Origin of the sequence: Streptomyces sp. NPDC001852, assembly GCF_042891825.1 — a bacterium.
Lineage (GTDB): Bacteria > Actinomycetota > Actinomycetes > Streptomycetales > Streptomycetaceae > Streptomyces.
Window position 1 is genome coordinate 201,614 of the sequence record NZ_JBIATN010000002.1, and the last position, 22,689, is coordinate 224,302.

Annotated in this window: 19 protein-coding genes; 11 read left to right on the top strand and 8 right to left on the bottom strand. The window is 72.1% G+C overall.

Going from position 1 to position 22,689, the window contains the following annotated elements:
* Positions 1–31: 31 nt before the first annotated feature.
* From trpC to lgt, 6 genes are all read left to right on the top strand, one after another.
* The gene (gene trpC / locus ACFYZB_RS03610; RefSeq protein WP_388753844.1) at positions 32–841 is read left to right on the top strand and encodes an indole-3-glycerol phosphate synthase TrpC; all 810 of its coding nucleotides are present in this window, start codon (positions 32–34) and stop codon (positions 839–841) included.
* Between the two features lie 22 nt (positions 842–863).
* Positions 864–1,061 (top strand): tryptophan biosynthesis modulator TrpM, encoded by a 198-nt coding sequence (trpM, locus tag ACFYZB_RS03615; RefSeq protein ID WP_388753848.1) that lies wholly within the window; start codon positions 864–866, stop codon positions 1,059–1,061.
* 79 nt (positions 1,062–1,140) lie between these two features.
* Complete coding sequence (gene trpB / locus ACFYZB_RS03620; protein WP_351209296.1) at positions 1,141–2,424, top strand: tryptophan synthase subunit beta; 1,284 nt, start codon at positions 1,141–1,143, stop codon at positions 2,422–2,424.
* Positions 2,421–3,239, top strand: a complete 819-nt coding sequence (gene trpA, locus ACFYZB_RS03625) for a tryptophan synthase subunit alpha (protein ID WP_388753850.1) — start codon at positions 2,421–2,423, stop codon at positions 3,237–3,239. Before trpB ends, trpA begins: the two co-directional genes overlap by 4 nt.
* 109 nt (positions 3,240–3,348) lie before the next feature.
* A complete protein-coding gene (locus ACFYZB_RS03630) occupies positions 3,349–4,119 on the top strand; it encodes a DsbA family protein (protein ID WP_388753853.1) in 771 nt (256 codons plus the stop codon).
* A 102-nt stretch (positions 4,120–4,221) separates the two neighbouring features.
* Positions 4,222–5,175 carry a prolipoprotein diacylglyceryl transferase gene (gene lgt, locus ACFYZB_RS03635; protein WP_388753856.1) on the top strand — a complete coding sequence of 318 codons (954 nt, stop codon included), beginning with the start codon at positions 4,222–4,224 and terminating at the stop codon, positions 5,173–5,175.
* Positions 5,176–5,237: 62 nt separating this feature from the next.
* On the opposite strand, the gene ACFYZB_RS03640 is transcribed toward lgt, so the two are convergent.
* Genes ACFYZB_RS03640 through ACFYZB_RS03670 form a run of 7 tightly spaced genes read right to left on the bottom strand, consistent with a single transcriptional unit; the run spans position 5,238 to position 12,947 of the window.
* A complete protein-coding gene (locus ACFYZB_RS03640; protein WP_388753859.1) occupies positions 5,238–6,050 on the bottom strand; it encodes an HpcH/HpaI aldolase/citrate lyase family protein in 813 nt (270 codons plus the stop codon).
* Complete coding sequence (locus ACFYZB_RS03645) at positions 6,047–7,246, bottom strand: CaiB/BaiF CoA transferase family protein (RefSeq protein WP_388753861.1); 1,200 nt, start codon at positions 7,244–7,246, stop codon at positions 6,047–6,049. The genes ACFYZB_RS03640 and ACFYZB_RS03645 overlap by 4 nt, the downstream gene beginning before the upstream one ends.
* Entirely contained in the window at positions 7,243–8,136 is an 894-nt protein-coding gene (gene rbsK, locus ACFYZB_RS03650; RefSeq protein ID WP_388753864.1) for a ribokinase, read from the bottom strand. Before rbsK ends, ACFYZB_RS03645 begins: the two co-directional genes overlap by 4 nt.
* Positions 8,133–9,497: an ADP-ribosylglycohydrolase family protein gene (locus ACFYZB_RS03655; protein WP_388753866.1), complete on the bottom strand. Its 1,365-nt coding sequence runs from the start codon at positions 9,495–9,497 to the stop codon at positions 8,133–8,135. The genes rbsK and ACFYZB_RS03655 overlap by 4 nt, the downstream gene beginning before the upstream one ends.
* Positions 9,485–10,687 (bottom strand): ADP-ribosylglycohydrolase family protein, encoded by a 1,203-nt coding sequence (locus ACFYZB_RS03660; RefSeq protein ID WP_388753869.1) that lies wholly within the window; start codon positions 10,685–10,687, stop codon positions 9,485–9,487. The genes ACFYZB_RS03655 and ACFYZB_RS03660 overlap by 13 nt, the downstream gene beginning before the upstream one ends.
* An 8-nt stretch (positions 10,688–10,695) precedes the next feature.
* Positions 10,696–11,820 (bottom strand): ADP-ribosylglycohydrolase family protein, encoded by a 1,125-nt coding sequence (locus ACFYZB_RS03665; protein ID WP_388753872.1) that lies wholly within the window; start codon positions 11,818–11,820, stop codon positions 10,696–10,698.
* Complete coding sequence (locus ACFYZB_RS03670; protein ID WP_388753875.1) at positions 11,817–12,947, bottom strand: ADP-ribosylglycohydrolase family protein; 1,131 nt, start codon at positions 12,945–12,947, stop codon at positions 11,817–11,819. The genes ACFYZB_RS03665 and ACFYZB_RS03670 overlap by 4 nt, the downstream gene beginning before the upstream one ends.
* A 290-nt stretch (positions 12,948–13,237) precedes the next feature.
* Between ACFYZB_RS03670 and ACFYZB_RS03675 the strand changes: the two genes are divergently transcribed.
* From ACFYZB_RS03675 to ACFYZB_RS03695, 5 genes are all read left to right on the top strand, one after another.
* Positions 13,238–13,969: a VIT1/CCC1 transporter family protein gene (locus ACFYZB_RS03675; RefSeq protein WP_055705279.1), complete on the top strand. Its 732-nt coding sequence runs from the start codon at positions 13,238–13,240 to the stop codon at positions 13,967–13,969.
* Between the two features lie 494 nt (positions 13,970–14,463).
* Positions 14,464–19,059: a glutamate synthase large subunit gene (gltB, locus tag ACFYZB_RS03680; protein WP_388753878.1), complete on the top strand. Its 4,596-nt coding sequence runs from the start codon at positions 14,464–14,466 to the stop codon at positions 19,057–19,059.
* On the top strand, positions 19,052–20,515 hold the full coding sequence (locus ACFYZB_RS03685) for a glutamate synthase subunit beta (RefSeq protein ID WP_388753881.1): 1,464 nt from the start codon (positions 19,052–19,054) through the stop codon (positions 20,513–20,515). Before gltB ends, ACFYZB_RS03685 begins: the two co-directional genes overlap by 8 nt.
* A gap of 240 nt (positions 20,516–20,755) precedes the next feature.
* Positions 20,756–21,481, top strand: coding sequence for a VWA domain-containing protein (locus tag ACFYZB_RS03690; RefSeq protein WP_388753883.1), 726 nt, complete (start codon positions 20,756–20,758; stop codon positions 21,479–21,481).
* Between the two features lie 23 nt (positions 21,482–21,504).
* Entirely contained in the window at positions 21,505–22,116 is a 612-nt protein-coding gene (locus ACFYZB_RS03695; protein ID WP_351209311.1) for a TetR/AcrR family transcriptional regulator, read from the top strand.
* 13 nt (positions 22,117–22,129) lie between these two features.
* Here the strand turns inward: ACFYZB_RS03695 and ACFYZB_RS03700 are convergent, their stop codons facing one another.
* On the bottom strand, positions 22,130–22,612 hold the full coding sequence (locus ACFYZB_RS03700; RefSeq protein WP_388753886.1) for a MarR family winged helix-turn-helix transcriptional regulator: 483 nt from the start codon (positions 22,610–22,612) through the stop codon (positions 22,130–22,132).
* Between the last annotated feature and the right edge of the window lie 77 nt (positions 22,613–22,689).

Consider the following 22,689-nt stretch of genomic DNA (forward strand, 5'->3'; position numbering starts at 1 on the left):
AGGAACCACCGTCTGAAAGGGGGCCGCTCGCGTGAGTGTGCTCGACGAGATCATCGACGGAGTCCGTGCCGACCTCGCGGAGCGGCAGGCACGCGTCAGCCTCGACGAGCTCAAGGAGCGCGCGGCCAAGGCCCCCGCCGCCAAGGACGGGGTGGCCGCGCTCAAGGGCGACGGCGTCAAGGTGATCTGCGAGGTCAAGCGCTCCAGCCCCTCCAAGGGCGCGCTGGCGGCGATCGCCGACCCGGCCGGCCTCGCCGCGGACTACGAGGCGGGCGGCGCTGCCGTCATCTCCGTCCTCACCGAACAGCGCCGCTTCGGCGGCTCGCTGGCCGACCTGGAGGCCGTTCGCGCGCGCGTGGACATCCCGGTGCTCCGCAAGGACTTCATCGTCACGTCGTACCAGCTCTGGGAGGCCCGGGCGTACGGCGCCGACCTCGCGCTGCTGATCGTGGCCGCCCTGGACCAGCCGGCCCTGGAGTCGCTGATCGAGCGCGCGGTGTCGATCGGGCTCACCCCGCTCGTCGAGGTGCACGACGAGGACGAGGTCGAGCGGGCCGTGGACGCGGGCGCCAGGATCATCGGCGTCAACGCGCGCAACCTGAAGACCCTCGAGGTCGACCGCGGCACGTTCGAGCGGGTCGCGCCGGAGATCCCGGACCACATCGTCAAGGTCGCCGAATCCGGTGTCCGTGGCCCGCACGACCTGATCGCCTACGCCAACGCCGGCGCCGACGCGGTTCTGGTCGGCGAGTCCCTGGTCACGGGCCGCGACCCCAAGACCGCGGTCGCCGACCTGGTCGCCGCGGGCGAACATCCCGCGCTGCGGCACGGCCGGAGCTGATCACCCGGTAGGCTGACCTACGATGACTCCCACCGTGACGACCGTCGACCGGTACGCCCGCCTGGCGCGAGGCTGCCGCCCGAGGGGCTGCCGTGCCCCGGCGAGGCGCGTCCACGGCCGCAGGGTGCGGTACGTCATCGGCGATGAGCCCGGGCAGGTGAACGGACGTCGATGGCAGCGCCCCTTCAGGGGCGCGGGGAACGGCGCGAGCAACCACTGACGGCCCGCAGCCGACGAACATATCCCCGCCCCCACGGCGAACAGTGTCTCTTCACACGCACTCACCGTGAGGTTCTCGCATGCCCAGCGATTTCTTCTTCCCTGACCCCACCGGCCAGGTGCCCAGCGCCGAAGGCTACTTCGGCGCCTTCGGCGGCAAGTTCATCCCGGAGGCCCTCGTCGCCGCCGTGGACGAGGTCGCCGTCGAGTACGACAAGGCCAAGCACGACCCCGAGTTCGCGCGAGAGCTCGACGACCTGATGGTCAACTACACCGGCCGCCCCAGCTCCCTCACCGAGGTTCCCCGTTTCGCCGAACACGCCGGGGGCGCCCGCGTGTTCCTGAAGCGGGAAGACCTCAACCACACCGGCTCCCACAAGATCAACAACGTCCTCGGCCAGGCCCTGCTCACCAAGCGGATGGGCAAGACGCGCGTGATCGCGGAGACCGGTGCCGGACAGCACGGCGTCGCCACCGCCACCGCCTGCGCCCTGTTCGGCCTCGACTGCACCATCTACATGGGCGAGGTCGACACCAAGCGCCAGGCCCTGAACGTGGCCCGCATGCGGATGCTCGGCGCCGAGGTCGTCGCCGTGAAGTCCGGCAGCCGCACCCTGAAGGACGCCATCAACGAGGCGTTCCGCGACTGGGTCGCGAACGTCGACCACACCCACTACCTGTTCGGTACGGTCGCCGGGCCGCACCCCTTCCCCGCCATGGTCCGCGACTTCCACCGCGTGATCGGCGTCGAGGCCCGCCGCCAGTTGCTGGAGCGCGCCGGGCGCCTCCCGGACGCCGCGATCGCCTGCGTCGGCGGCGGCTCCAACGCCATCGGCCTCTTCCACGCCTTCATCCCCGACGAGGGGGTCCGGCTCATCGGCTGCGAGCCGGCCGGACACGGCATCGAGTCGGGGGAGCACGCCGCCACCCTCACCGCGGGCGAGCCCGGCATCCTGCACGGCTCCCGCTCCTACGTCCTGCAGGACGAGGAAGGCCAGATCACCGAGCCGTACTCGATCTCGGCCGGTCTGGACTACCCGGGCATCGGCCCCGAGCACTCCTACCTGAAGGACTCCGGCCGCGGCGAGTACCGCGCGATCACCGACGACGCCGCCATGCAGGCCCTGCGCCTGCTGTCGCGGACCGAAGGCATCATCCCGGCCATCGAGAGCGCCCACGCCCTCGCCGGCGCCCTGGAGGTCGGCAAGGAGCTGGGCAGGGACGGCCTGATCGTCGTCAACCTGTCCGGCCGCGGCGACAAGGACATGGACACCGCCGCCCGCTACTTCGGCCTGTACGACACCGACGCCGAGGTGGCCGCCGACGAAGCCGACACCGCCGAGATCGAGGGGGACGCCAAGTGAGCGGGAAGATCCGGCTGCTGTCGGACACCCTGGCCGCCGCCAAGGCCGAGGGCCGGTCCGCGCTCATCGCCTACCTCCCGGCCGGGTTCCCGAACGTGGACGGCGGCATCGAGGCGATCAAGGCCGTCTTCGACGGCGGGGCGGACGTCGTGGAGGTGGGCCTGCCGCACAGCGATCCCGTCCTCGACGGCCCGGTCATCCAGACCGCCGACGACATCGCCCTGCGCAGCGGGGTCAGGATCGCCGACGTGATGCGTACGGTCCGCGAGGCGTACGCGGCGACCGGCAAGCCCGTGCTCGTCATGACGTACTGGAACCCCATCGACCGCTACGGCGTCGAGCGGTTCACCGCCGAGCTGGCCGAGGCGGGCGGCGCCGGCTGCATCCTTCCGGACCTGCCCGTCCAGGAGTCGGCGCTGTGGCGGGAGCACGCCGAGAAGCACGGTCTCGCGACCGTCTTCGTCGTGGCGCCGAGCAGCAAGGACGAGCGGCTCGCCCGGATCACCGCGGCGGGCAGCGGCTTCGTCTACGCGGCCTCCCTGATGGGCGTCACCGGCACCCGCGAATCCGTTGGCGCGCAGGCCCAGAACCTGGTCGAGCGCACCCGTGCCACCGACACCGAGCTGCCCGTCTGCGTCGGCCTCGGCGTCTCCAACGCAGCTCAGGCCGCAGAGGTCGCCGGCTTCGCCGACGGCGTCATCGTCGGCTCGGCCTTCGTGAAGAGGATGCTCGACGCCCCGGACCACGCCTCCGGCGTCGAGGCGGTGCGCACGCTCGCCGGGGAGCTGGCCAAGGGCGTGCGCGGGCAGGCGTAACCGCAGGTCACGCCCCTGTCAGAAAATTCGCTCAGAACATTCGGTCACTCGAACGAGTGGACCTCCGGCCGGGGAGGCGCGCTGCGCCTCCCCGGTTCGTTCTGGGGGTGTGAGCGAGAAGAACCGTGACGGAAAGCGCACCGCCCGGGAGCGGCTGGCGGTCGAGCGCGAGAAGCAGAAGGCCGCTGAGAAGCGACGGCGCACGCTGATCGTGAGTGCGAGCATCGTCTGTGTCCTGGGCCTCGCGGCGGTGATCGGCATCGTCGCCGCCAACGTGGGCAAGAAGTCGAGCAGCTCGGGCCCGGTCGTGGCGCCCTCCGGCGCGCAGGGCAAGGACAGCCTGGCGGTGCCGGTCGGCAAGGACGGCGCCAAGTCGACGCTCACGATCTGGGAGGACTTCCGCTGCCCGGCCTGCCAGATGTTCGAGACGGCGTACCGGCCCACGCTGCACGAGCTGACCGACGCCGGCAAGCTCAGAATCGAGTACCACCTGGTCCGGCTGATCGACGGCAACCTCGGCGGCACCGGCTCCCTGCGCGCCGGCAACGCCGGGGCCTGCGCCCAGGACGCCGGAAAGTTCCGCGACTACCACGACGTGCTGTACGGCAACCAGCCCAAGGAGACCGACGACGCCTTCGCCGGCAACGACAAGCTGATCCAGCTGGCCGGCAAGGTGAAGGGCCTCGACACCCCCGCCTTCCAGAAGTGCGTCAAGGACGGCACCCACGACAGCTGGGTGAACAAGTCCAACAAGGCCTTCCAGACCGGCGGCTTCAGCTCCACGCCCACGGTCCTGTTCGGCGGGAAGAACATCTACCAGGACCAGACCCTGACCCCGGCCAAGCTCAAGCAGATGGTGGAGACCGCCGACCGCGGGTGAGGATCTTCCCTTCCACGTCCGCTTTTCCCACGCCCCCGTTATGGACCCGTAGCCGGGCCACTTGCCGTCACCACGGCCCGGCACGGTAGCGTCGGACTTGCCATGGAACTTGCCTACATTCCCAGCCCGTCGCGCGGGGTGCTGTATCTCGGCCCCATCCCGCTGCGCGGCTACGCCTTCTGCATCATCATCGGCGTCTTCGTCGCCGTCTGGCTCGGCAACAAGCGCTGGATCGCCCGCGGCGGACGGGCCGGCACGGTCGCCGACATCGCGGTCTGGGCTGTGCCGTTCGGCCTGGTCGGCGGCCGGCTGTACCACGTGATCACGGACTACGAGCTGTACTTCAGCCCGGGCCGTGACTGGGTGGACGCCTTCAAGGTGTGGCAGGGCGGCCTGGGCATCTGGGGCGCGATCGCGCTCGGCGCGCTCGGCGCGTGGATCGGCGCGCGGCGCCGGGGCGTCCCGATGCCGGCGTACGCCGACGCCGTCGCGCCCGGCATCGCGTTCGCCCAGGCCATCGGCCGCTGGGGCAACTGGTTCAACCAGGAACTGTACGGCCGTGAGACGCATGTTCCCTGGGCCCTGCACATCACCTCCTCCGAGGGCGGCCGGGTGCCGGGTTACTACCACCCGACCTTCCTGTACGAGTCCCTGTGGTGCATCGGCGTGGGTCTCCTGGTCATCTGGGCCGACCGCCGCTTCACGCTGGGCCACGGCCGGGCCTTCGCCCTGTACGTCGCCGCGTACTGCGTGGGCCGCGGGTGGATCGAGTACATGCGCGTGGACGACGCGCACCACATCCTGGGCCTCCGCCTGAACGACTGGACCGCGCTGATCGTGTTCCTGCTGGCGGTGACGTACATGCTGATCTCGTCCAGGAAGCGGCCCGGCAGGGAAGCCGTGGTCGAACCCGGGGCCGTCGGCGAAGTGCCCGGTGACGAGCCGGCCGCCGCCGGTGAGGACGGGGACAAGGCTGAGCCGGATGCCGTGGAGGCGAAGGCTGAGGCGAAGGACGAGGCGAAGGACGAGGCCGGGTCGGCCACGAAGAAGAGCTGACCGCTGGGTCGTACGACGCCGAAGGGCGCCCGGGTCCGTCCCGGGCGCCCTTCGGCGTGCACCTAGGTCCTGCACGCCAGTGACAAGGTCCGCTGCGCCATCGCCACCGCCGCCGCGTCGACGAAGCGGCCGTCGGGGAGGGCCTGGGCGCCCTCATTCGTGGCCGCTGCCTTGAGCACCGTTTCCGCGTGCTCGATCTCCGCCGGTGTGGGCAGGTAGGCCCGTTCGATCACCGGCAGCTGCCGGGGGTGGATGGCGGCGCGGCCCAGGAAGCCGAGGCAACGGCCGTGGGCGCAGGAGGCGGCGAGGCCGTCCAGATCGCGGATGTCGGGGTGGACCGACTGGGGCGGTGGCGCGAGGCCGGCCGCACGGGCGGCGACGATCACCCGGGAGCGCGGCCAGTCGAGGCCCGCGTCGGCCCGCACTCCCAGATCGGTCCGCAGATCCGCCTCGCCGAGGGCGATGCCCCGCAGGGCGGGGTGGGCGGTGGCGATGGCGTAGGCGTGCTCGATGCCGAGGGCCGTCTCCAGCAGGGCGTACAGGGGGACGGGAATGGCCGCGGCCACCTGCCTGATCTCGGCCGGGGTGGTCACTTTGGGCAGCCGCAGGCCCGCCAGGCCGGGAAGTGCGGCCAGGGCGGCCAGGTCGCCGGCGGACCAGGGGCTGTCCAGCGCGTTGACGCGGACGTGGACCGGGACCGGCGGGGGGCCGGTGAGCAGCTCGGCCGTGGCCGCACGGGCGTACTCCTTGCGGTCCGGGGCGACGGCGTCCTCCAGGTCGACCACCACCACGTCGGCACCCGCGACGAGCGCCTTGGCCACCACGGGCGGGCGGTCGCCGGGGACGTAGAGCCAGGTGAGCGGGTGCGGGGTCACAGGGCGCCCTCCTCGCGCAGGGCGCGCAGCTCGGCGGGGGCGAGGCCCAGCTCGGTGAGCACGGCCTCGGTGTCGGCGCCGTGCGGGCGGCCGGCCCAGCGGATCGCGCCGGGCGTCGCGGAGAGCCGGAAGAGGACGTTCTGCATGCGCAGCGGGCCCAGGTCGGGGTCGTCGACGGTGATGACCGTCTGCAGCGCCTGGTACTGGGGGTCGGTCAGGACCTCCCGGACGTCCTGGACGGGGGCCGCCGCGGCCTCCGCCTTCTCGAAGTCCGCGAGGACCTCGGCGCGGGTGCGCGCGGCGATCCAGGAGCCGACCGCCTCGTCCAGGACGTCGGCGTGGGCGGCGCGGTCCGCGCCGGTGGCGAACCACGGTTCCTCGATCAGCTCCGGGCGGCCCACCAGGCGCATCACCCGCTCCGCGACCGACTGCGCCGAGGTGGAGACGGCGACCCAGCGGCCGTCGGCGGTGCGGTAGGTGTTGCGCGGGGCGTTGTTCGCGGAGCGGTTGCCGGTGCGTTCCTGGACGTGCCCGAGCTGGTCGTACCAGGTGGGGTGGGGGCCGAGGACCGCCAGGATCGGCTCGATGATCGCCATGTCGACGACCTGCCCGGTGCCGGTGCGCTCCCGCGCGGCCAGGGCGGTGAGCACGGCGTAGGCGGTCGCCAGGCCCGCGACCGAGTCCGCGAGCCCGAAGGGCGGGAGCGTGGGCGGCGCGTCCGGTTCTCCGGTGAGCGCGGCGAAGCCGCTCATCGCCTCGGCGAGGGTGCCGAAGCCCGGACGGTGCGCGTACGGCCCGAACTGGCCGAAGGCCGTGACCCGGGCGAGGACCAGACGGGGGTTGGCGGCCGCCAGTTCCGCCCAGCCCAGCTCCCACCTCTCCAAGGTCCCCGGGCGGAAGTTCTCGATCACCACGTCGGCGGTGGCGGCGAGCCGGAGCAGGACGGCACGGCCGCCGGGCGTGGACAGGTCCAGGGTGATGGTCCGCTTGTTGCGGCCGAGCACCTTCCACCACAGCCCGACACCGTGCTTGGCCGGCCCGTGCCCGCGGGAGGGGTCGGGCCGCTCCGGGTGCTCGACCTTGATCACCTCGGCGCCGAAGTCGCCGAGCAGCGTGGCGGCCAGCGGGCCGGCGAAGAGGGTCGCGAGGTCCAGCACCCGCAGACCCGACAGGGGGGAGCTCGTCGTCGCGGTCATGCGGTGAACTGGGCGTCGATCTCCGGGCGGTACGGCATCGACGCTGACGCCCCGGCCCGCTGGACGGAGAGCGCCGCGGCGGCCGCCGCCCAGGACAGGGCCTCCCGCACCGGTTTCTCCTCGGCGAGGGCCACCGCGAGGGCGCCGACGAAGGTGTCACCGGCGCCCGTGGAGTCGACGGCGGTCACCGTCGGCGCCGGGATCACCAGCGGGTCGGTGCCCCGGGCCAGGTAGAGGCTGCCCGTGGCACCCAGGGTGACGACGACCTGCGGCACCAGTTCCAGCAGGGCGGCGGCGGCCTCGCGCGGGTCGGTGCGGCCGGTGAGGGTGACCGCCTCGTACTCGTTGGGCACCAACAGGTCGGTCGCGGCGAGGAGTTCGGGCGGCAGCGGCTGGGCGGGGGAGGGGGTGAGGACCGTACGGACCCCGTGCCGGCGCGCCGCGGCCGCGCCCAGGACGACCGCGCGCAGCGGGATCTCCAGCTGGAGCAGCAGGGTGTCGGCGGAGGCGATCAGGCCCTCGTCGCCGGGGGAGAGGTGGTCGACGGTGCCGTTCGCGCCGGGGATGACGACGATGGAGTTGGCGCCCTCGTCGTCCACCACGATGTGCGCGGTGCCGGACGGGCCCTCGACCGTGCGCAGGAAGTCGGTGTCCACGCCGGAGTGTTCGAGGGTGTCGCGCAGCCGCAGACCGAAGGCGTCGTTGCCCACCGCGCCGATCATCGAGACGGTGGCGCCGGCGCGGGCCGCTGCGATCGCCTGGTTGGATCCCTTGCCGCCGGGGATCGTGTGGAACTCCCGTCCCGTCACGGTCTCGCCGCGCTGCGGGGCCTTCGCGACATAGGTGACGAGGTCCATGTTCGTGCTGCCGAGGACGACGATGTGGGTCATGGGCGGGTCGCCTCCAGGTGGGTGAGATGGGCGAGGGCGTCGAAGCCGGTGCCGTCGAAGTCGGCGACGGTGGTGGCGAGCCGGTTCTTCAGCGGGGCCCGCCAGTGGTCGGGGAGCGCGTCCGGGGCGCCCGCGAGCAGGCCCGCGATGCTGCCGGCGGTGGCGCCGTTGGAGTCGGTGTCCCAACCGCCCGACACGGCGCGGCAGATGGAGCCGGCGACATCGCCGTCGGCGTGGGTGAGCGCGGCGGTGAGCAGGGCGGTGTTGGGGAGGGCGTGCACCCAGTGGTGGGCGGGGGAGTAGCGGGCGTGGAGCTCGTCCACGATGTCGTCGAAGTCCTCGTGGGACTCGGCGAGTCGGACGGCGTGGTCGATCGCCCGCGCGAGCCGGGAGCGGGGCGGGACCACCCGGCGGCCGGCGCGCAGGCAGGCGTGGACGTCCTGGCCTCCGGTGGCGGCGGTGGCGATGACGGCGGCCGTGAACATCGCCGCGTAGACGCCGTTGGCGGTGTGGGTGAGGACGGCGTCGCGGTGGGCCTGTTCGGCGGCGGCGGCCGGGTCCCCGGCATGGGTCCAGCCGTGCACGTCGGCGCGGATCCGGGCGCCGATCCACTCGCGGAAGGGGTTGCGGTGGCGGGCGGTGTGCGGGGGTTCGATGCCCGTGAGGAGGTTGCGGTAGGCGACGCGTTCGGCGGTGAAGGTACGGCCGGGCGGGAGTTCGTCCAGCCAGAGCCGGGCCACGTCGGCGGTGCTGAAGGTCCTGCCGTGCCGGCGCAGGAGCAGCAGGTTCAGCAGGGGGTAGTTCAGGTCGTCGTCCTCGGGCATGCCGTCGATGTTCTCGGCGAGGGAGGTGGCGGCCGAGCGGCGGTTCCAGGGGTGCTGCGCGAGCAGGTCCTCGGGGACGCCCTGTGCCGTGAAGTACGTGGTGAGGGGCCAGTTCCCGGTCGCCCGGGCGAGCGCTCGGATGCCGTCGAGGGGGATCTTCTCGACGGGTTTGCCGAGGAGGCAGCCGATGGCCCGGCCCAGCCAGGCGGCTTCGAGGGCTTCCGGGGCGGGCGCGGGCGGCGACGACGGTGGCGCCGGCCAGTCCGGGCACAGGGACCTGATACGAGCGAGGTCGGTCGGCTCGTCGTGGGACAAGCCGCTGGGGAGGTCGGCCAGTTCGTCCAGCAGGTCTTCCGCCAAGAGGCGCAGGTACCGCGAGACGCCGTGGGCGGACGCGCCCGCTCGGGGTGGTGCGTCCGGGCCGCCCGCGGCCCGCCAGCGCGCCTCGATCGCCGACGGCTCCCGCCCGTCCAGGCGGGCCTGGCGCAGCTCGTGGCCGAGCAGGTCCTCCGGCTGAACCCAGGTCAGTCGGAGCATGCGGGGCCTCCGAGGGCCGTGAACGCCCGCTCGTGCACGCGCCGCCGGTGCACGTCCCGCCGGAAGACCTCCCGGGCGACCTCGGTGAGCGTGCGGGCCGGCGCCCACAGGTCCAGCCGGCTGGCCTCCGCCACCGACTTCGCCCAGTCCTCCGGGACCGGCGAGCCCAGGGCGCCCGCGAGGGCGCCGGCCATCGTCGCGATCGAGTCGCAGTCGCGGCCGTAGTTGACCGCGCCGAGCACGGCGTGCCGGTAGTCGCCGCCGGAGACCACCAACATGCCGAGGGCGATGGGCAGTTCCTCGATCGCGTGCAGCCGCGAGGGGCGGCGGGCCGCCAGTGATGGCGCGCGGTAGTCCGGACCGACGGTGTCGTACGGGGCCACCGCCGCGCGCAGGGGCCACAGCGCCGACTCGAAGTCCCGGTACCGTACGGCGGTTTCGCAGACCTTCTCGATCGCCTCGCGCGTGCCGTCCTTCGCCAGGGACAGGCACGCGGTGACGACCGAGTCCGGGGTCGCGCCCGGGGTCGCGGCGGCGGCGACGGCCGCGGCGAGGACACCCGCCGCCTCACGGCCGTACGACGACTGGTGCGCGCCGGCGATGTCCAGCGCCTCGGCGTAGGCGGCGGCCGGGTTGGCCGCGTTGACCAGCCCCACGGGGGCCATGTACATCGCCGCGCCGCAGTTGACGATGTTGCCGGCGCCCGCCTCCCGGGGGTCGGCGTGACCGTGGGCGAGCCGGGCCACGAGCCACTTCTCGGCGAGGAAGAGGCGGTGCAGCGGCAGGGTCTCGGCCTCCAGTTCCGGGATCCAGCGCGGGTTCGTCATCAGGTCCGGGACCAGATGGTCGGCGATCGCGTAGGCGTCGAGGTGGTCGCGGACGCGGTCGTACACCCGGATCAGCGCGTGGGTCATCAGGGTGTCGTCGGTGATGTGGCCGTCGCCCTTGTGGTAGGGCGCGATGGGGCGGGCGGTGCGCCAGGCGTCGCCGTGCCAGGGGCCGACGATGCCGTGGACGCGGCCGCCGTGGCGCTCGGCGATCTGGTCGGGGGAGTACCCCTCGACCGGGCCGCCGAGGGCGTCGCCGACGGCGGCTCCGACGAGGGCGCCGGTGATCCTCTCCTCGAGACCGAGCTGGGATGGTCGGCCGCTTTCTTGTTCTTCGAGTCCTTTGGACCCTTTGGGCGTCATGACCCGAATCATCCTCCTGGGTGGGCCGGTTGTGCGGCTTCCAGGAGTCCGGCGAGTTCCACCAGGTCGGTGCCGGTGAGGCGGGGCAGGGCGCAGCCGGACAGGGTGCGGCAGGCGTCCCGCCAGGTCTGCGGGATGGCCGCGCCGCCGCCGAGGGCCCCGGTGAGGGCGCCCGCGAGGGCGGGAGCGGAGTCGGCGACCCGGGACAGACAGGCGGCGGCGGGAACGGCCTCGGCGATACGGCCGCGGGCGGCGGTGGCCAGGGCGAGGGCGACCGGGACGGTCTCGGCGGCGGCGATGCCGTAGCTGTAGACGTGGTCGACGATCTGGTGCTCGAGGAGCGGGACGAGGGCGAAGGCGGAGTCGTGGGCCGCGTCCTCGGCGAGGGCGAGCGCGTGGCGGGCGTTGCGGCCGATCTCGGTGTCGGGCGGGAGTTCGGCGAGCGCGGCGCTCACGCACGCGTCCGTCTCGGCGTCGGCGAGGGCGAGCGCGAGGGCGGCGGCCATCGCGCGGGCGCCGTGCACACCGTCGCCGTCCTGGGTGTAGCGGGCGTCGAACTCGGCGAGCGCGGCGGCGCGTTCGGGGTCGCCGGGGTGCGCGACGGCGAGGACACACGCGCGGACGCAGGCGGCGTCGTCGAAGTAGTGCGGGTTGTCGTGGCCGGTGGCGGGCGGGCGCAGGCCGGCGGCGAGGTTGCCGAGGCCGGTGCGCACGGAGATGCGGGCGCGCAGGGGGAGCACGGCGGACTCGACCTCGGGGGCGCGGTCCGCTGCCGCGGCGACCTCGGCGGCCACGGCGGTCCAGGTCAGGTCGATGGCAGCGCGGGTACGGCGCTCTCGGCTGAGGTCGCCGAGCGCGTCGTCGTCGCCGGCCCGCAGCACCGCCTCCGCGGCGAAGGCCGCCCATTCGGCGTCGTCGGAGGGGCCGAGACGGAGGGGTTCGGGAGGTTGGTTGAGGGCGATCGGCACCGGGAGGGTGGTGGTGGCGTTCTGCTCGGCGAAGGTGTCCAGCTCGCGGGTGAGACGCCGGGTCCACTCGGGCATGCGGGCGGCCCGGTGCCGGGCGGCCGGCCAGCCGGCGGCGTCGCCCGCGGCCAGGCCGAGCAGCAGGCCCTCGATACGGCGGGGCTTCATGGCCGGCCCTCGCTGTCCGCGCCGACCAGGGGGCTTCGCTCCCTGGACCCCCGTTCGACCACCCGTCCGCGTGTGAGCGGGGGTTGCTCGGCCGGCTGGGTCGTCGGCACCGCGGGGGTGGATTTCCCGGCGGGGCCCGGCACCAGCAGGTCCGCCACGTCCAGGACGTGCCGGCCCGCCACGCACGACAGGCAGCGGCCCCGGACCGGGCCGATCGCCTCCGCCCAGTGCGCCGGAATCGCCGCGCTCCCCTGGGTCGCGCCCGCCAGGGCGCCGGCCACCGCCGCCGTCGTGTCCGCGTCACGGCCCATGTTGACGGCCGTGAGGACCGCTTCCGCGAAGTCGCCGTCGGCCGCCGCGTACGCGCCGAAGGCGAGGGCGACCGCCTCGGGGGCCAGGTCGGTCCAGGGATAGCCGCCGATGACGACCGCGGAGCGGACCGCTCGTTCGCCGCGGTGGGCGACGGCCACCGCCCGGCGCAGGGAGCGCGCCGTCCAGGAGTCCTCGGGGATCACCGCCAGAGCGGAGGCGATCACCACCGGAACCGGGGCGCCCGTCATCGCCGCCGCCACCCCCGCCGCGACCGCCTGCCCGCCGTGGATGCCCTCGCCCTCGTGGCTCACCGAACCGTCGATCGCCACCAGGCGGGCCGCTTCGGCGGGGCGGCCGGCGGCGAAGACGCCGAAGGGGGCCGCCCGCATGGCCAGACCGTCGCTCCAGGCGTGCCGGTGCTGGGCCGAGACGGGGGCGGCGAGGCCCCGGCGCAGGTTCTCCAGCGTGCCGCGTTCGCTGAAACCGGCGCCCCGGAAGGGGCCCTCGGCACGGTCGGCGATCAACTCGTGCCAGGCCGCCTCCACATGCCCCGGAGTCAGTGCCGGGCCGTGGCGGGCGAGCAACAGGCCCGAGAAGATCGCGTACTCCGTGTCGTCCGTGCCGGACGGAGCGTCGGCCACATAGCCCGTGATACGGCCCCAGCGGGCGCGGATCTCGGACGGCCTGAGGTTCTCCGCGGGCGCCCCCAGCGCGTCTCCGACGGCCAGGCCGAGCAGCGCGGCGCGGCCCCTGTCCCGGAGCCCGGCGGCGTCCTCGGGCGCCGGAACCGGGGGAGTGCAGGCGATCGATGCCATGGGACGGCCTCCTTCGGCCACCTTCAGCGGGACCCCGAAGACGGCGGGACCACGAAGACGCTTTGCGGATGTGTGCCACGGCGTGCCCGCGCGCGTGCCTCCGCATGGTTCGCGTCACTCTCTTGGCATCTGAGCTTGATCATGCACGGATGAGCAAAGGCAGGTAAAGGTGCAGGTTAGCCCAGCCTTTCCTTGCTGGCGGGGGCGACGGAAGGGGCGTAGGTTCAGTGGGGTCGAAAAGTAGAACTCGTCCAAAGTTAGCTTTGGCTAAGCTATCCGGGGGGTCCGCCATGGCCATCATCGAAACCCAGGCCGCGCTGCACGAGGCGCACCGTGACAACCACACCCACCGCGATGTCAACGGAGGGTGGCTGCGGCCCGCCGTCTTCGGTGCCATGGACGGGCTGGTCTCCAACCTCGCCCTGATGACGGGTGTGGCCGGTGGTTCCGTGAGCCAGCAGACCATTGTCATCACCGGGCTCGCGGGGCTGGCGGCAGGTGCCTTCTCCATGGCGGCCGGCGAGTACACCTCGGTCGCCTCCCAGCGGGAGCTGGTCGAGGCCGAGCTCGATGTCGAGCGCCGTGAGCTGCGCAAGCATCCGCAGGACGAGGAGGACGAGCTCGCGGCGCTGTATGTCGCCCGGGGCGTGGAGCCCGACCTGGCCCGGGAGGTCGCGCGGCAGCTGTCCAGGGATCCCGAGCAGGCCCTGGAGATCCACGCCCGCGAGGAGCTGGGCATCGACCCCGGCGACCTGCCCTCGCCGCTGGTCGCCGCCGTCTCCTCCTTCGGCTCCTTCGCGCTCGGCGCCCTGCTGCCCGTACTGCCGTTCCTGCTCGGTGCGACCGCGTTGTGGCCCACCGTGCTGCTCGCCCTCGCCGGGCTCTTCGGCTGCGGTGCCGTGGTGGCCAAGGTGACCGCGCGGAGCTGGTGGTACAGCGGCCTCAGGCAGCTCGCGCTGGGCGGTGCGGCGGCCGGTGTGACGTACGCCCTGGGCACCCTGTTCGGGACGGCCGTAGGATAGCCTCGTCGGCACTTATGCGTTGGGCCGCATAAGTAACCGCCAAAGCCCCGTTACTCGCTGGTTTCGACCGCGTGACCACCGGGCATGAGCCGTAAGCGCTGTGGGCAACGAAGCCTGCCGCACCCCCGCGGGGTGAGTGAAGACGCTCCCCCCGCCCCCCTTGGGCCGCCGGACGCCGATCCGACCGATCTTGTCCGTTCGGTCCCCTTCACACGTTCGCCGTCACCGCGCGGCACCCCGGGCTGTCACGCGCGGCCCGCCGCCTCCGTGCGGCACCCAGCCGTCCTGTGCGGCATCCAGCCGTCGGCGGCACCCCGCCGCCACCGTGCGGCACCTTTGCCACGGACCCCGTGGCGTCCGCATGTTGGAACGGTCTATCCGCTTCCCGGGAACCGCCCCATCATGTAACCTGCACGAAATTTTGAGATAACGCAGAGGGCCAACGTCGTCCCTCGGCACCTGCCACATGCCTGATGACGACGACGGGAGAGCCGATGCGTACGCCGCGCCAGCCGTCCCAGCACTCCGCGAATGGCCAGAACTGGTCCTTCATGGATGCTCGCCCTGCTGCGCAGGGTATGTACGACCCCCGCAACGAACACGACGCCTGTGGCGTCGGTTTCGTCGCCACCCTCACCGGCGAGGCGTCCCACACGCTTGTCGAGCAGGCACTCACCGTCCTGCGCAACCTGGAGCACCGCGGTGCCACCGGCTCCGAGCCCGACTCGGGCGACGGCGCCGGCATCCTCTCCCAGGTGCCCGACGCCTTCTTCCGCGAAGTGGCCGGATTCGACCTTCCCGCGGCGGGCTCCTACGCGGTGGGCATCGCCTTCCTGCCGGAGGCGGGGACCGCTGACGCCGTCTCGAAGATCGAGACGATCGCGACCGAGGAAGGGCTGACCGTCCTCGGCTGGCGCGAGGTTCCCGTCGCCCCCGAGCTGCTGGGCGCCACCGCCCGCTCCACCATGCCGGTGTTTCGGCAGATCTTCGTGACCGACGGCGCCAGCGAGGGCATCGCGCTGGACCGCAAGGCGTTCGTGCTGCGCAAGCGCGCCGAGCGCGAGGCCGGTGTCTACTTCCCGTCGCTCTCCGCGCGCACCATCGTCTACAAGGGCATGCTGACCACCGGCCAGCTGGAGCCCTTCTTCCCGGACCTGTCCGACCGCCGCTTCGCCTCCGCGATCGCGCTCGTGCACTCCCGGTTCTCCACGAACACCTTCCCGTCGTGGCCGCTCGCCCACCCCTACCGCTTCGTCGCGCACAACGGCGAGATCAACACCGTCAAGGGCAACCGCAACTGGATGCGCGCCCGCGAGTCCCAGCTGGTCTCCGACCTGTTCGGGCCGCAGGAGAAGCTGGAGCGGATCTTCCCGGTCTGCACGCCGGACGCCTCCGACTCCGCCTCCTTCGACGAGGTCCTGGAGCTGCTGCACCTGGGCGGCCGCTCGCTGCCGCACTCCGTGCTGATGATGATCCCGGAGGCGTGGGAGAACCACGACTCCATGGACCCGGCCCGGCGCGCCTTCTACGGCTTCCACTCCACGATGATGGAGCCCTGGGACGGCCCCGCCTGCGTCACCTTCACCGACGGCACCCAGGTCGGCGCCGTGCTCGACCGCAACGGCCTGCGCCCCGGCCGCTACTGGGTCACCGACGACGGCCTCGTCGTCCTCGGCTCCGAGGTCGGCGTCCTCGACATCGACCCCGCCAAGGTCGTCCGCAAGGGCCGCCTGCAGCCCGGCAAGATGTTCCTCGTCGACACCGCCGAGCACCGCATCATCGAGGACGACGAGATCAAGGCGACCCTCGCCGCCGAGAAGCCGTACGCCGAATGGCTGGAGGCCGGCGAGATCGAGCTGGGCGACCTGCCCGAGCGCGAGCACATCGTCCACACCCACGCCTCGGTCACCCGCCGCCAGCAGACCTTCGGCTACACCGAGGAGGAGCTGCGCGTCATCCTCGCCCCGATGGCCCGCACCGGCGCCGAACCGATCGGCTCCATGGGCACGGACTCGCCGATCGCGGCCCTGTCCGAGCGCCCGCGACTGCTCTTCGACTACTTCACCCAGCTGTTCGCGCAGGTCACCAACCCGCCGCTGGACGCGATCCGCGAGGAGCTGGTCACCTCCCTGCGCTCGTCACTGGGCCCCGAGGGCAACCTGCTGGACCCGACGGCTGCCTCCTGCCGCTCGGTCACCCTGCCCTTCCCGGTGATCGACAACGACGAGCTGGCCAAGCTCATCCACATCAACGCCGACGGCGACATGCCCGGCTTCAAGGCCGCGACCCTGTCCGGCCTGTACCGGGTCTCCGGCGGCGGTGACGCGCTCGCCGCCCGCATCTCGGAGATCTGCGCCGAGGCCGACGCCGCCATCGACAACGGCGCCCGCCTGATCGTCCTGTCGGACCGCCACTCCGACGCCGAGCACGCGCCGATCCCGTCGCTGCTGCTCACCGCGGCCGTCCACCACCACCTCATCCGCACCAAGCAGCGCACCCACGTGGGCCTGCTGGTCGAGGCCGGCGACGTCCGCGAGGTCCACCACGTCGCGCTGCTGATCGGTTACGGCGCCGCAGCGGTGAACCCGTACCTGGCGATGGAGTCGGTCGAGGACCTGCTGCGCGCCGGCACGTTCCTGAACGGCCTGGAGCCGGAGAAGGCCATCAAGAACCTGATCTACGCCCTCGGCAAGGGCGTGCTCAAGGTCATGTCGAAGATGGGCATCTCCACCGTCGCTTCCTACCGCGGCGCCCAGGTCTTCGAGGCCGTCGGCCTGGACGAGGCCTTCGTCGAGAAGTACTTCAACGGCACCACCACCAAGATCGGCGGCGTCGGCATCGACGTCGTCGCCCAGGAGGTCGCCGCCCGCCACGCCAAGGCCTACCCGGCCTCCGGCATCGCTCCCGCGCACCGCGCGCTGGAGATCGGCGGCGAGTACCAGTGGCGCCGTGAGGGCGAGCCGCACCTCTTCGACCCGGAGACGGTCTTCCGCCTGCAGCACTCCACGCGCACGGGCCGCTACGACATCTTCAAGAAGTACACGGACCGCGTGAACGAGCAGTCCGAGCGCCTGATGACGCTGCGCGGCCTGTTCGGCTTCACGTCCGACCGCGCCCCGATCCCCATCGACGAGGTCGAGCCGGTGAGCGAGATCGTCAAGCGGTTCTCGACGGGCGCGATGTCGTACGGCTCCATCTCCAAGGAGGCGCACGAGACCCTCGCCATCGCCATGAACCAGCTGGGCGGCAAGTCCAACACCGGTGAGGGCGGCGAGGACCCGGAGCGCCTGTACGACCCGGCCCGCCGGTCCGCCATCAAGCAGGTCGCCTCCGGCCGCTTCGGCGTGACCTCCGAGTACCTGGTCAACGCGGACGACATCCAGATCAAGATGGCCCAGGGCGCCAAGCCCGGCGAGGGCGGCCAGCTGCCCGGCCACAAGGTCTACCCGTGGGTCGCGAAGACGCGTCACTCGACGCCGGGCGTGGGCCTGATCTCCCCGCCGCCGCACCACGACATCTACTCCATCGAGGACCTGGCCCAGCTGATCCACGACCTCAAGAACGCCAACCCGGCCGCGCGTATCCACGTGAAGCTGGTGTCGGAGGTCGGCGTCGGCACGGTCGCGGCCGGTGTGTCCAAGGCCCACGCGGACGTCGTCCTCATCTCCGGCCACGACGGTGGTACGGGCGCCTCGCCGCTCACCTCGCTGAAGCACGCGGGCGGCCCCTGGGAGCTCGGCCTCGCCGAGACCCAGCAGACCCTGCTGCTCAACGGCCTGCGCGACCGGATCGTGGTCCAGACCGACGGCCAGCTGAAGACCGGCCGTGACGTGGTCATCGCCGCGCTGCTCGGCGCCGAGGAGTTCGGTTTCGCGACCGCGCCGCTCGTCGTCTCCGGCTGCGTGATGATGCGCGTCTGCCACCTGGACACCTGCCCGGTCGGCATCGCCACCCAGAACCCGGTCCTGCGCGACCGCTTCGCCGGCAAGGCCGAGTACGTGGTGAACTTCTTCCAGTTCATCGCCGAGGAGGTCCGCGAGCTGCTGGCCGAGCTGGGCTTCCGCTCCATCGAGGAGGCCGTCGGCCACGCCGAGGTGCTGGACGTCGAGCGCGCGGTCGACCACTGGAAGGCGCAGGGCCTGGACCTTCAGCCGCTGTTCCACGTGCCGGACCTGCCCGAGGGCGCGGTGCGCCACCGGCTGATCGAGCAGGACCACGGCCTGGAGAAGGCCCTGGACAACGAGCTCATCAAGCTGGCCGCCGACGCCCTGGCCGCCTCGGACGCCACCGAGGCACAGCCGGTGCGCGCCCAGGTCGCCATCCGCAACATCAACCGCACGGTCGGCACCATGCTCGGCCACGAGGTGACGAAGAAGTTCGGCGGCGCGGGCCTGCCCGACGACACCATCGACATCACCTTCACCGGCTCCGCCGGCCAGTCCTTCGGCGCGTTCCTGCCGCGTGGCGTCACGCTGCGCCTGGAGGGCGACGCCAACGACTACGTCGGCAAGGGCCTCTCCGGCGGCCGGGTCGTCGTCCGCCCGGACCGGGCCGCCGACCACCTCGCCGAGTACTCGACCATCGCGGGCAACACCATCGCCTACGGCGCCACCGGCGGTGAGCTGTTCCTGCGCGGCCGTACCGGTGAGCGGTTCTGCGTGCGCAACTCGGGCGCGCTGGTCGTCTCCGAGGGCGTGGGCGACCACGGCTGCGAGTACATGACCGGCGGTCACGCGGTCGTCCTCGGCCCGACCGGCCGCAACTTCGCGGCGGGCATGTCCGGCGGCATCGCCTACGTCATCGACCTCGACCGCGACAACGTCAACGTCGGCAACGCCGGCTCGGTCGAGGCGCTGGACGACACGGACAAGCAGTGGCTGCACGACGTGGTGCGCCGCCACGCCGAGGAGACCGGCTCGACGGTCGCCGAGAAGCTGCTCGCCGACTGGGACACGGCCGTGGAGCGGTTCAGCAAGATCATCCCCAGCACGTACAAGGCAGTGCTCGCCGCCAAGGACGCCGCCGAGCGAGCCGGTCTGACCGAGACCGAGATCACCGAGAAGATGATGGAGGCGGCGATCAATGGCTGACCCGAAGGGCTTCCTGAACCACGGCCGCGAGGTCGCCAAGACCCGTCCCGTCGGTGAGCGCGTCAAGGACTGGAACGAGGTCTACGTCCCCGGCTCCCTGCTGCCGATCATCAGCAAGCAGGCCAGCCGGTGCATGGACTGCGGCATCCCGTTCTGCCACAACGGCTGTCCGCTGGGGAACCTGATCCCCGAGTGGAACGACTACGCCTACCGCGAGGACTGGGCCGCCGCCCAGGAGCGCCTGCACGCGACCAACAACTTCCCGGAGTTCACCGGTCGCCTCTGCCCGGCCCCCTGCGAGTCGGCCTGTGTGCTCGGCATCAACCAGCCGCCGGTCACCATCAAGAACGTCGAGGTCTCGATCATCGACAAGGCGTGGGAGACCGGGGACGTCGCCCCGCAGATCCCGGAGCGCCTGTCCGGCAAGACGGTCGCGGTCATCGGCTCGGGCCCGGCGGGTCTCGCCGCCGCCCAGCAGCTGACCCGGGCCGGCCACACGGTCGCCGTCTACGAGCGCGCGGACCGCGTCGGAGGCCTCCTCCGGTACGGCATCCCCGAGTTCAAGATGGAGAAGCGGCACATCAACCGCCGTATCGAGCAGATGCGCGCGGAGGGCACCCGCTTCCGCACCGGCATCGAGATCGGCCGCGACCTGAAGGCGACGGACCTGAAGAAGCGGTACGACGCCGTGGTCCTGGCCGTCGGCGCGACGACCGCGCGTGACCTGCCGGTGCCGGGCCGCGAGCTCAAGGGCATCTACCAGGCGATGGAGTACCTGCCCCTGGCCAACAAGGTCCAGGAGGGCGACTACGTCGCCTCGCCGATCTCGGCCGAGGGCAAGCACGTCGTCGTCATCGGCGGCGGTGACACCGGCGCGGACTGCGTGGGCACCGCCCACCGCCAGGGCGCGGCCTCCGTCACCCAGCTGGAGATCATGCCCCGCCCGAACGACGAGCGGCACCCGACCAACCAGCCCTGGCCGACCTTCCCGATCCTCTACAAGGTCACCTCGGCCCACGAGGAGGGCGGCGAGCGGATCTACTCCGCCTCCACCACCCACTTCGAGGGCGACGAGGACGGCAACGTGCAGTGGCTGCACCTGGCCGAGGTCGAGTTCGTCGACGGCAGGCTGACCTCCAAGCCGGGCACCGAGCGCAAGATCCCGGCCCAGCTGGTCACCCTCGCCATGGGCTTCACCGGCACCGACCGGGAGAACGGCCTGGTCGAGCAGTTCGGCCTGGACCTCGACGAACGCGGTAACATCGCCCGCGACGCCGACTTCCAGACCAACGTGCCGGGTGTGTTCGTCGCCGGTGACGCCGGCCGCGGCCAGTCCCTCATCGTGTGGGCGATCGCGGAGGGCCGCTCGGCCGCCCGCGGTGTCGACCGGTTCCTGACCGGTGCCAGCGACCTGCCGGCCCCCATCCGCCCGACCGACCGCGCCCTGGCGGTCTGACGGCACCCCGAAGAACGTCCCGTACAACGGCGTACGGAACACCGAACGACGCCTGCCCTGTCCCCGACCGGACCCGGGCAGGCGTCGTTGCATGTCCGGCATCCGGCCGTGCCGGGATCGGCTTCTCGTCCTGCCGGACCCTCCTCGACCGACGCGCATGCAGTCCAGGCAGATGTAGCGGTCGGGGCGAGAGCAGGGCCCGGTGATCACATAAGCTGCCCGGGAAGCCGAGGGGGGAACATGGCCGCGATCAGTCTCAGCAAGGTGGCGGAGACCGCGCCCGCGCTCGTCGGCGCGTACAGGTCGGCGGGAGTGTCACTCGTCAAACACGGTCTGGACGGGCTGCGCGCCGCCGTCTACCTGGTGGTCGACCACTCGGGCTCGATGAAGCCGTACTACCGGGACGGCAGCGTGCAGGCGCTCGCCGACCGGGTGCTCGGCCTGTCCGCGCACCTGGACGACGACGGCCGGGTGCCGGTGGTGTTCTTCTCCACCGACGTCGACGCGGTCACCGACATCGCCATCGACCGCCACGAGGGCAGCGTCGAGCGGATCGTGGCCGGGCTCGGGCACATGGGAAAGACCAGCTACCACCTGGCCATGGACGCCGTCATCGACCACTACCTGGACAGCGGCGCCGCCGACCCGGCCCTGGTCGTCTTCCAGACCGACGGCGGCCCGATCAACAAGCTCGCCGCCGAACGGTATCTGTGCAAGGCGGCCAGGCTCCCGCTGTTCTGGCAGTTCGTCGGCTTCGGCGACCCGGACAGCCGGCAGTTCGAGTTCCTGCGGAAGCTGGACGAACTGGCCGTGCCGGACAGGCGGATCGTGGACAACGCCGGCTTCTTCCACGCCGGCCAGGACCCGCGGAGCCTCTCCGACGCCGCACTGTACGACCGGCTCGTCGGCGAGTTCCCGCGGTGGCTGTCGGCCGCACGCGCCGCCGGCATCGTGCGGGCTCCCTAACAACTGTTTGAAACAATGGGCGTGTGCCGACCAAGAAGAAGCCCCAGGTGACCGCGGCGGCGGCCCGGCGCGGTGAACTCCTCAGCACCGCTGCCGAGGTCTTCGCCGAGCACGGCTACAACGCCACCACGGTCCGCCGGATCGCCGACCACGCCGGGATGCTCGCGGGCAGCCTGTACTACCACTTCGACTCCAAGGAGTCGATGCTCGAGGAGATCCTGCGGACCTTCCTCGACGAGCTGTGGGACGGTTACGACACCGTCCTCGCCTCCGGACTCGGGCCCCGCCAGACGCTGGAGGCCCTCGTCACCGAGTCCTTCCGGGAGATCGACCGGCACCGCGCCGCGGTCGCGATCTACCAGAAGGAGAGCAGGCAACTCGTCGCCCAGGAGCGGTTCGCGTTCCTCGCCGAGTCGCAGGCGCGGTTCGAGAAGGCATGGCTCGGCACCCTGGAGCGCGGGGTCGCCGAGCACGTCTTCCGCGCCGACCTCGACGTCCGCCTCACCTACCGCTTCGTGCGCGACACCGTCTGGGTCGCCGCCTCCTGGTACCGGCCGGGCGGCCTGCACAGCCCCGAGGAGATCGCCCGCCAGTACCTGTCGATGGTGCTGGACGGGATCGCCGTACGCTCCTAGAGCCGCCGTACGGTCAGCCGGTCAGGCGGGCCGCGGCGGCGCGCTGGCGCTCGCTCATGACGGACAGGAAGCGGATGACGGTCCGCAGTTCGTCGGTGCCGAACTCCTCGCAGGCCTCGACGATGTCCCGCGCCCAGTCCTCGAAGAACCCGGCCAGCTCGGCGAGTTTCTCCTCGTTCAGTTCGACCAGCACCCGGCGCTTGTCGGTCGGGTGCTTGACCCGGTGGACGAAGCCCTTGGTCTCCAGCCGGTCGAGCAGCCCGGTGACGGAGGCGGGGGCGAGCCCGGTCAGTTCGGCGAGGTCCTTCGCGGTGAGCGGGCCGTGCCGCTGGAGGAGGTCGAGCGTCTTCTCCTCCGTCGCGTTCAGCCCCTGCTTGGCGGCGACGGCCGAGTGGAACATGACCGTGACCCCGCTGTGGACCCGCCCCACCTCCATGAGCCGCTGAAGCGTCTCGGACCGCGCCGTCTCGTCCGGCTTCTCGTCTGCCTTGGCCATGTCGCCAGGCTAGCAAAAATTTCGTTCGGTCGAACTAACGACTTGCAGGAGCGGCCGTGTCGGTGCAATTCTTTCGT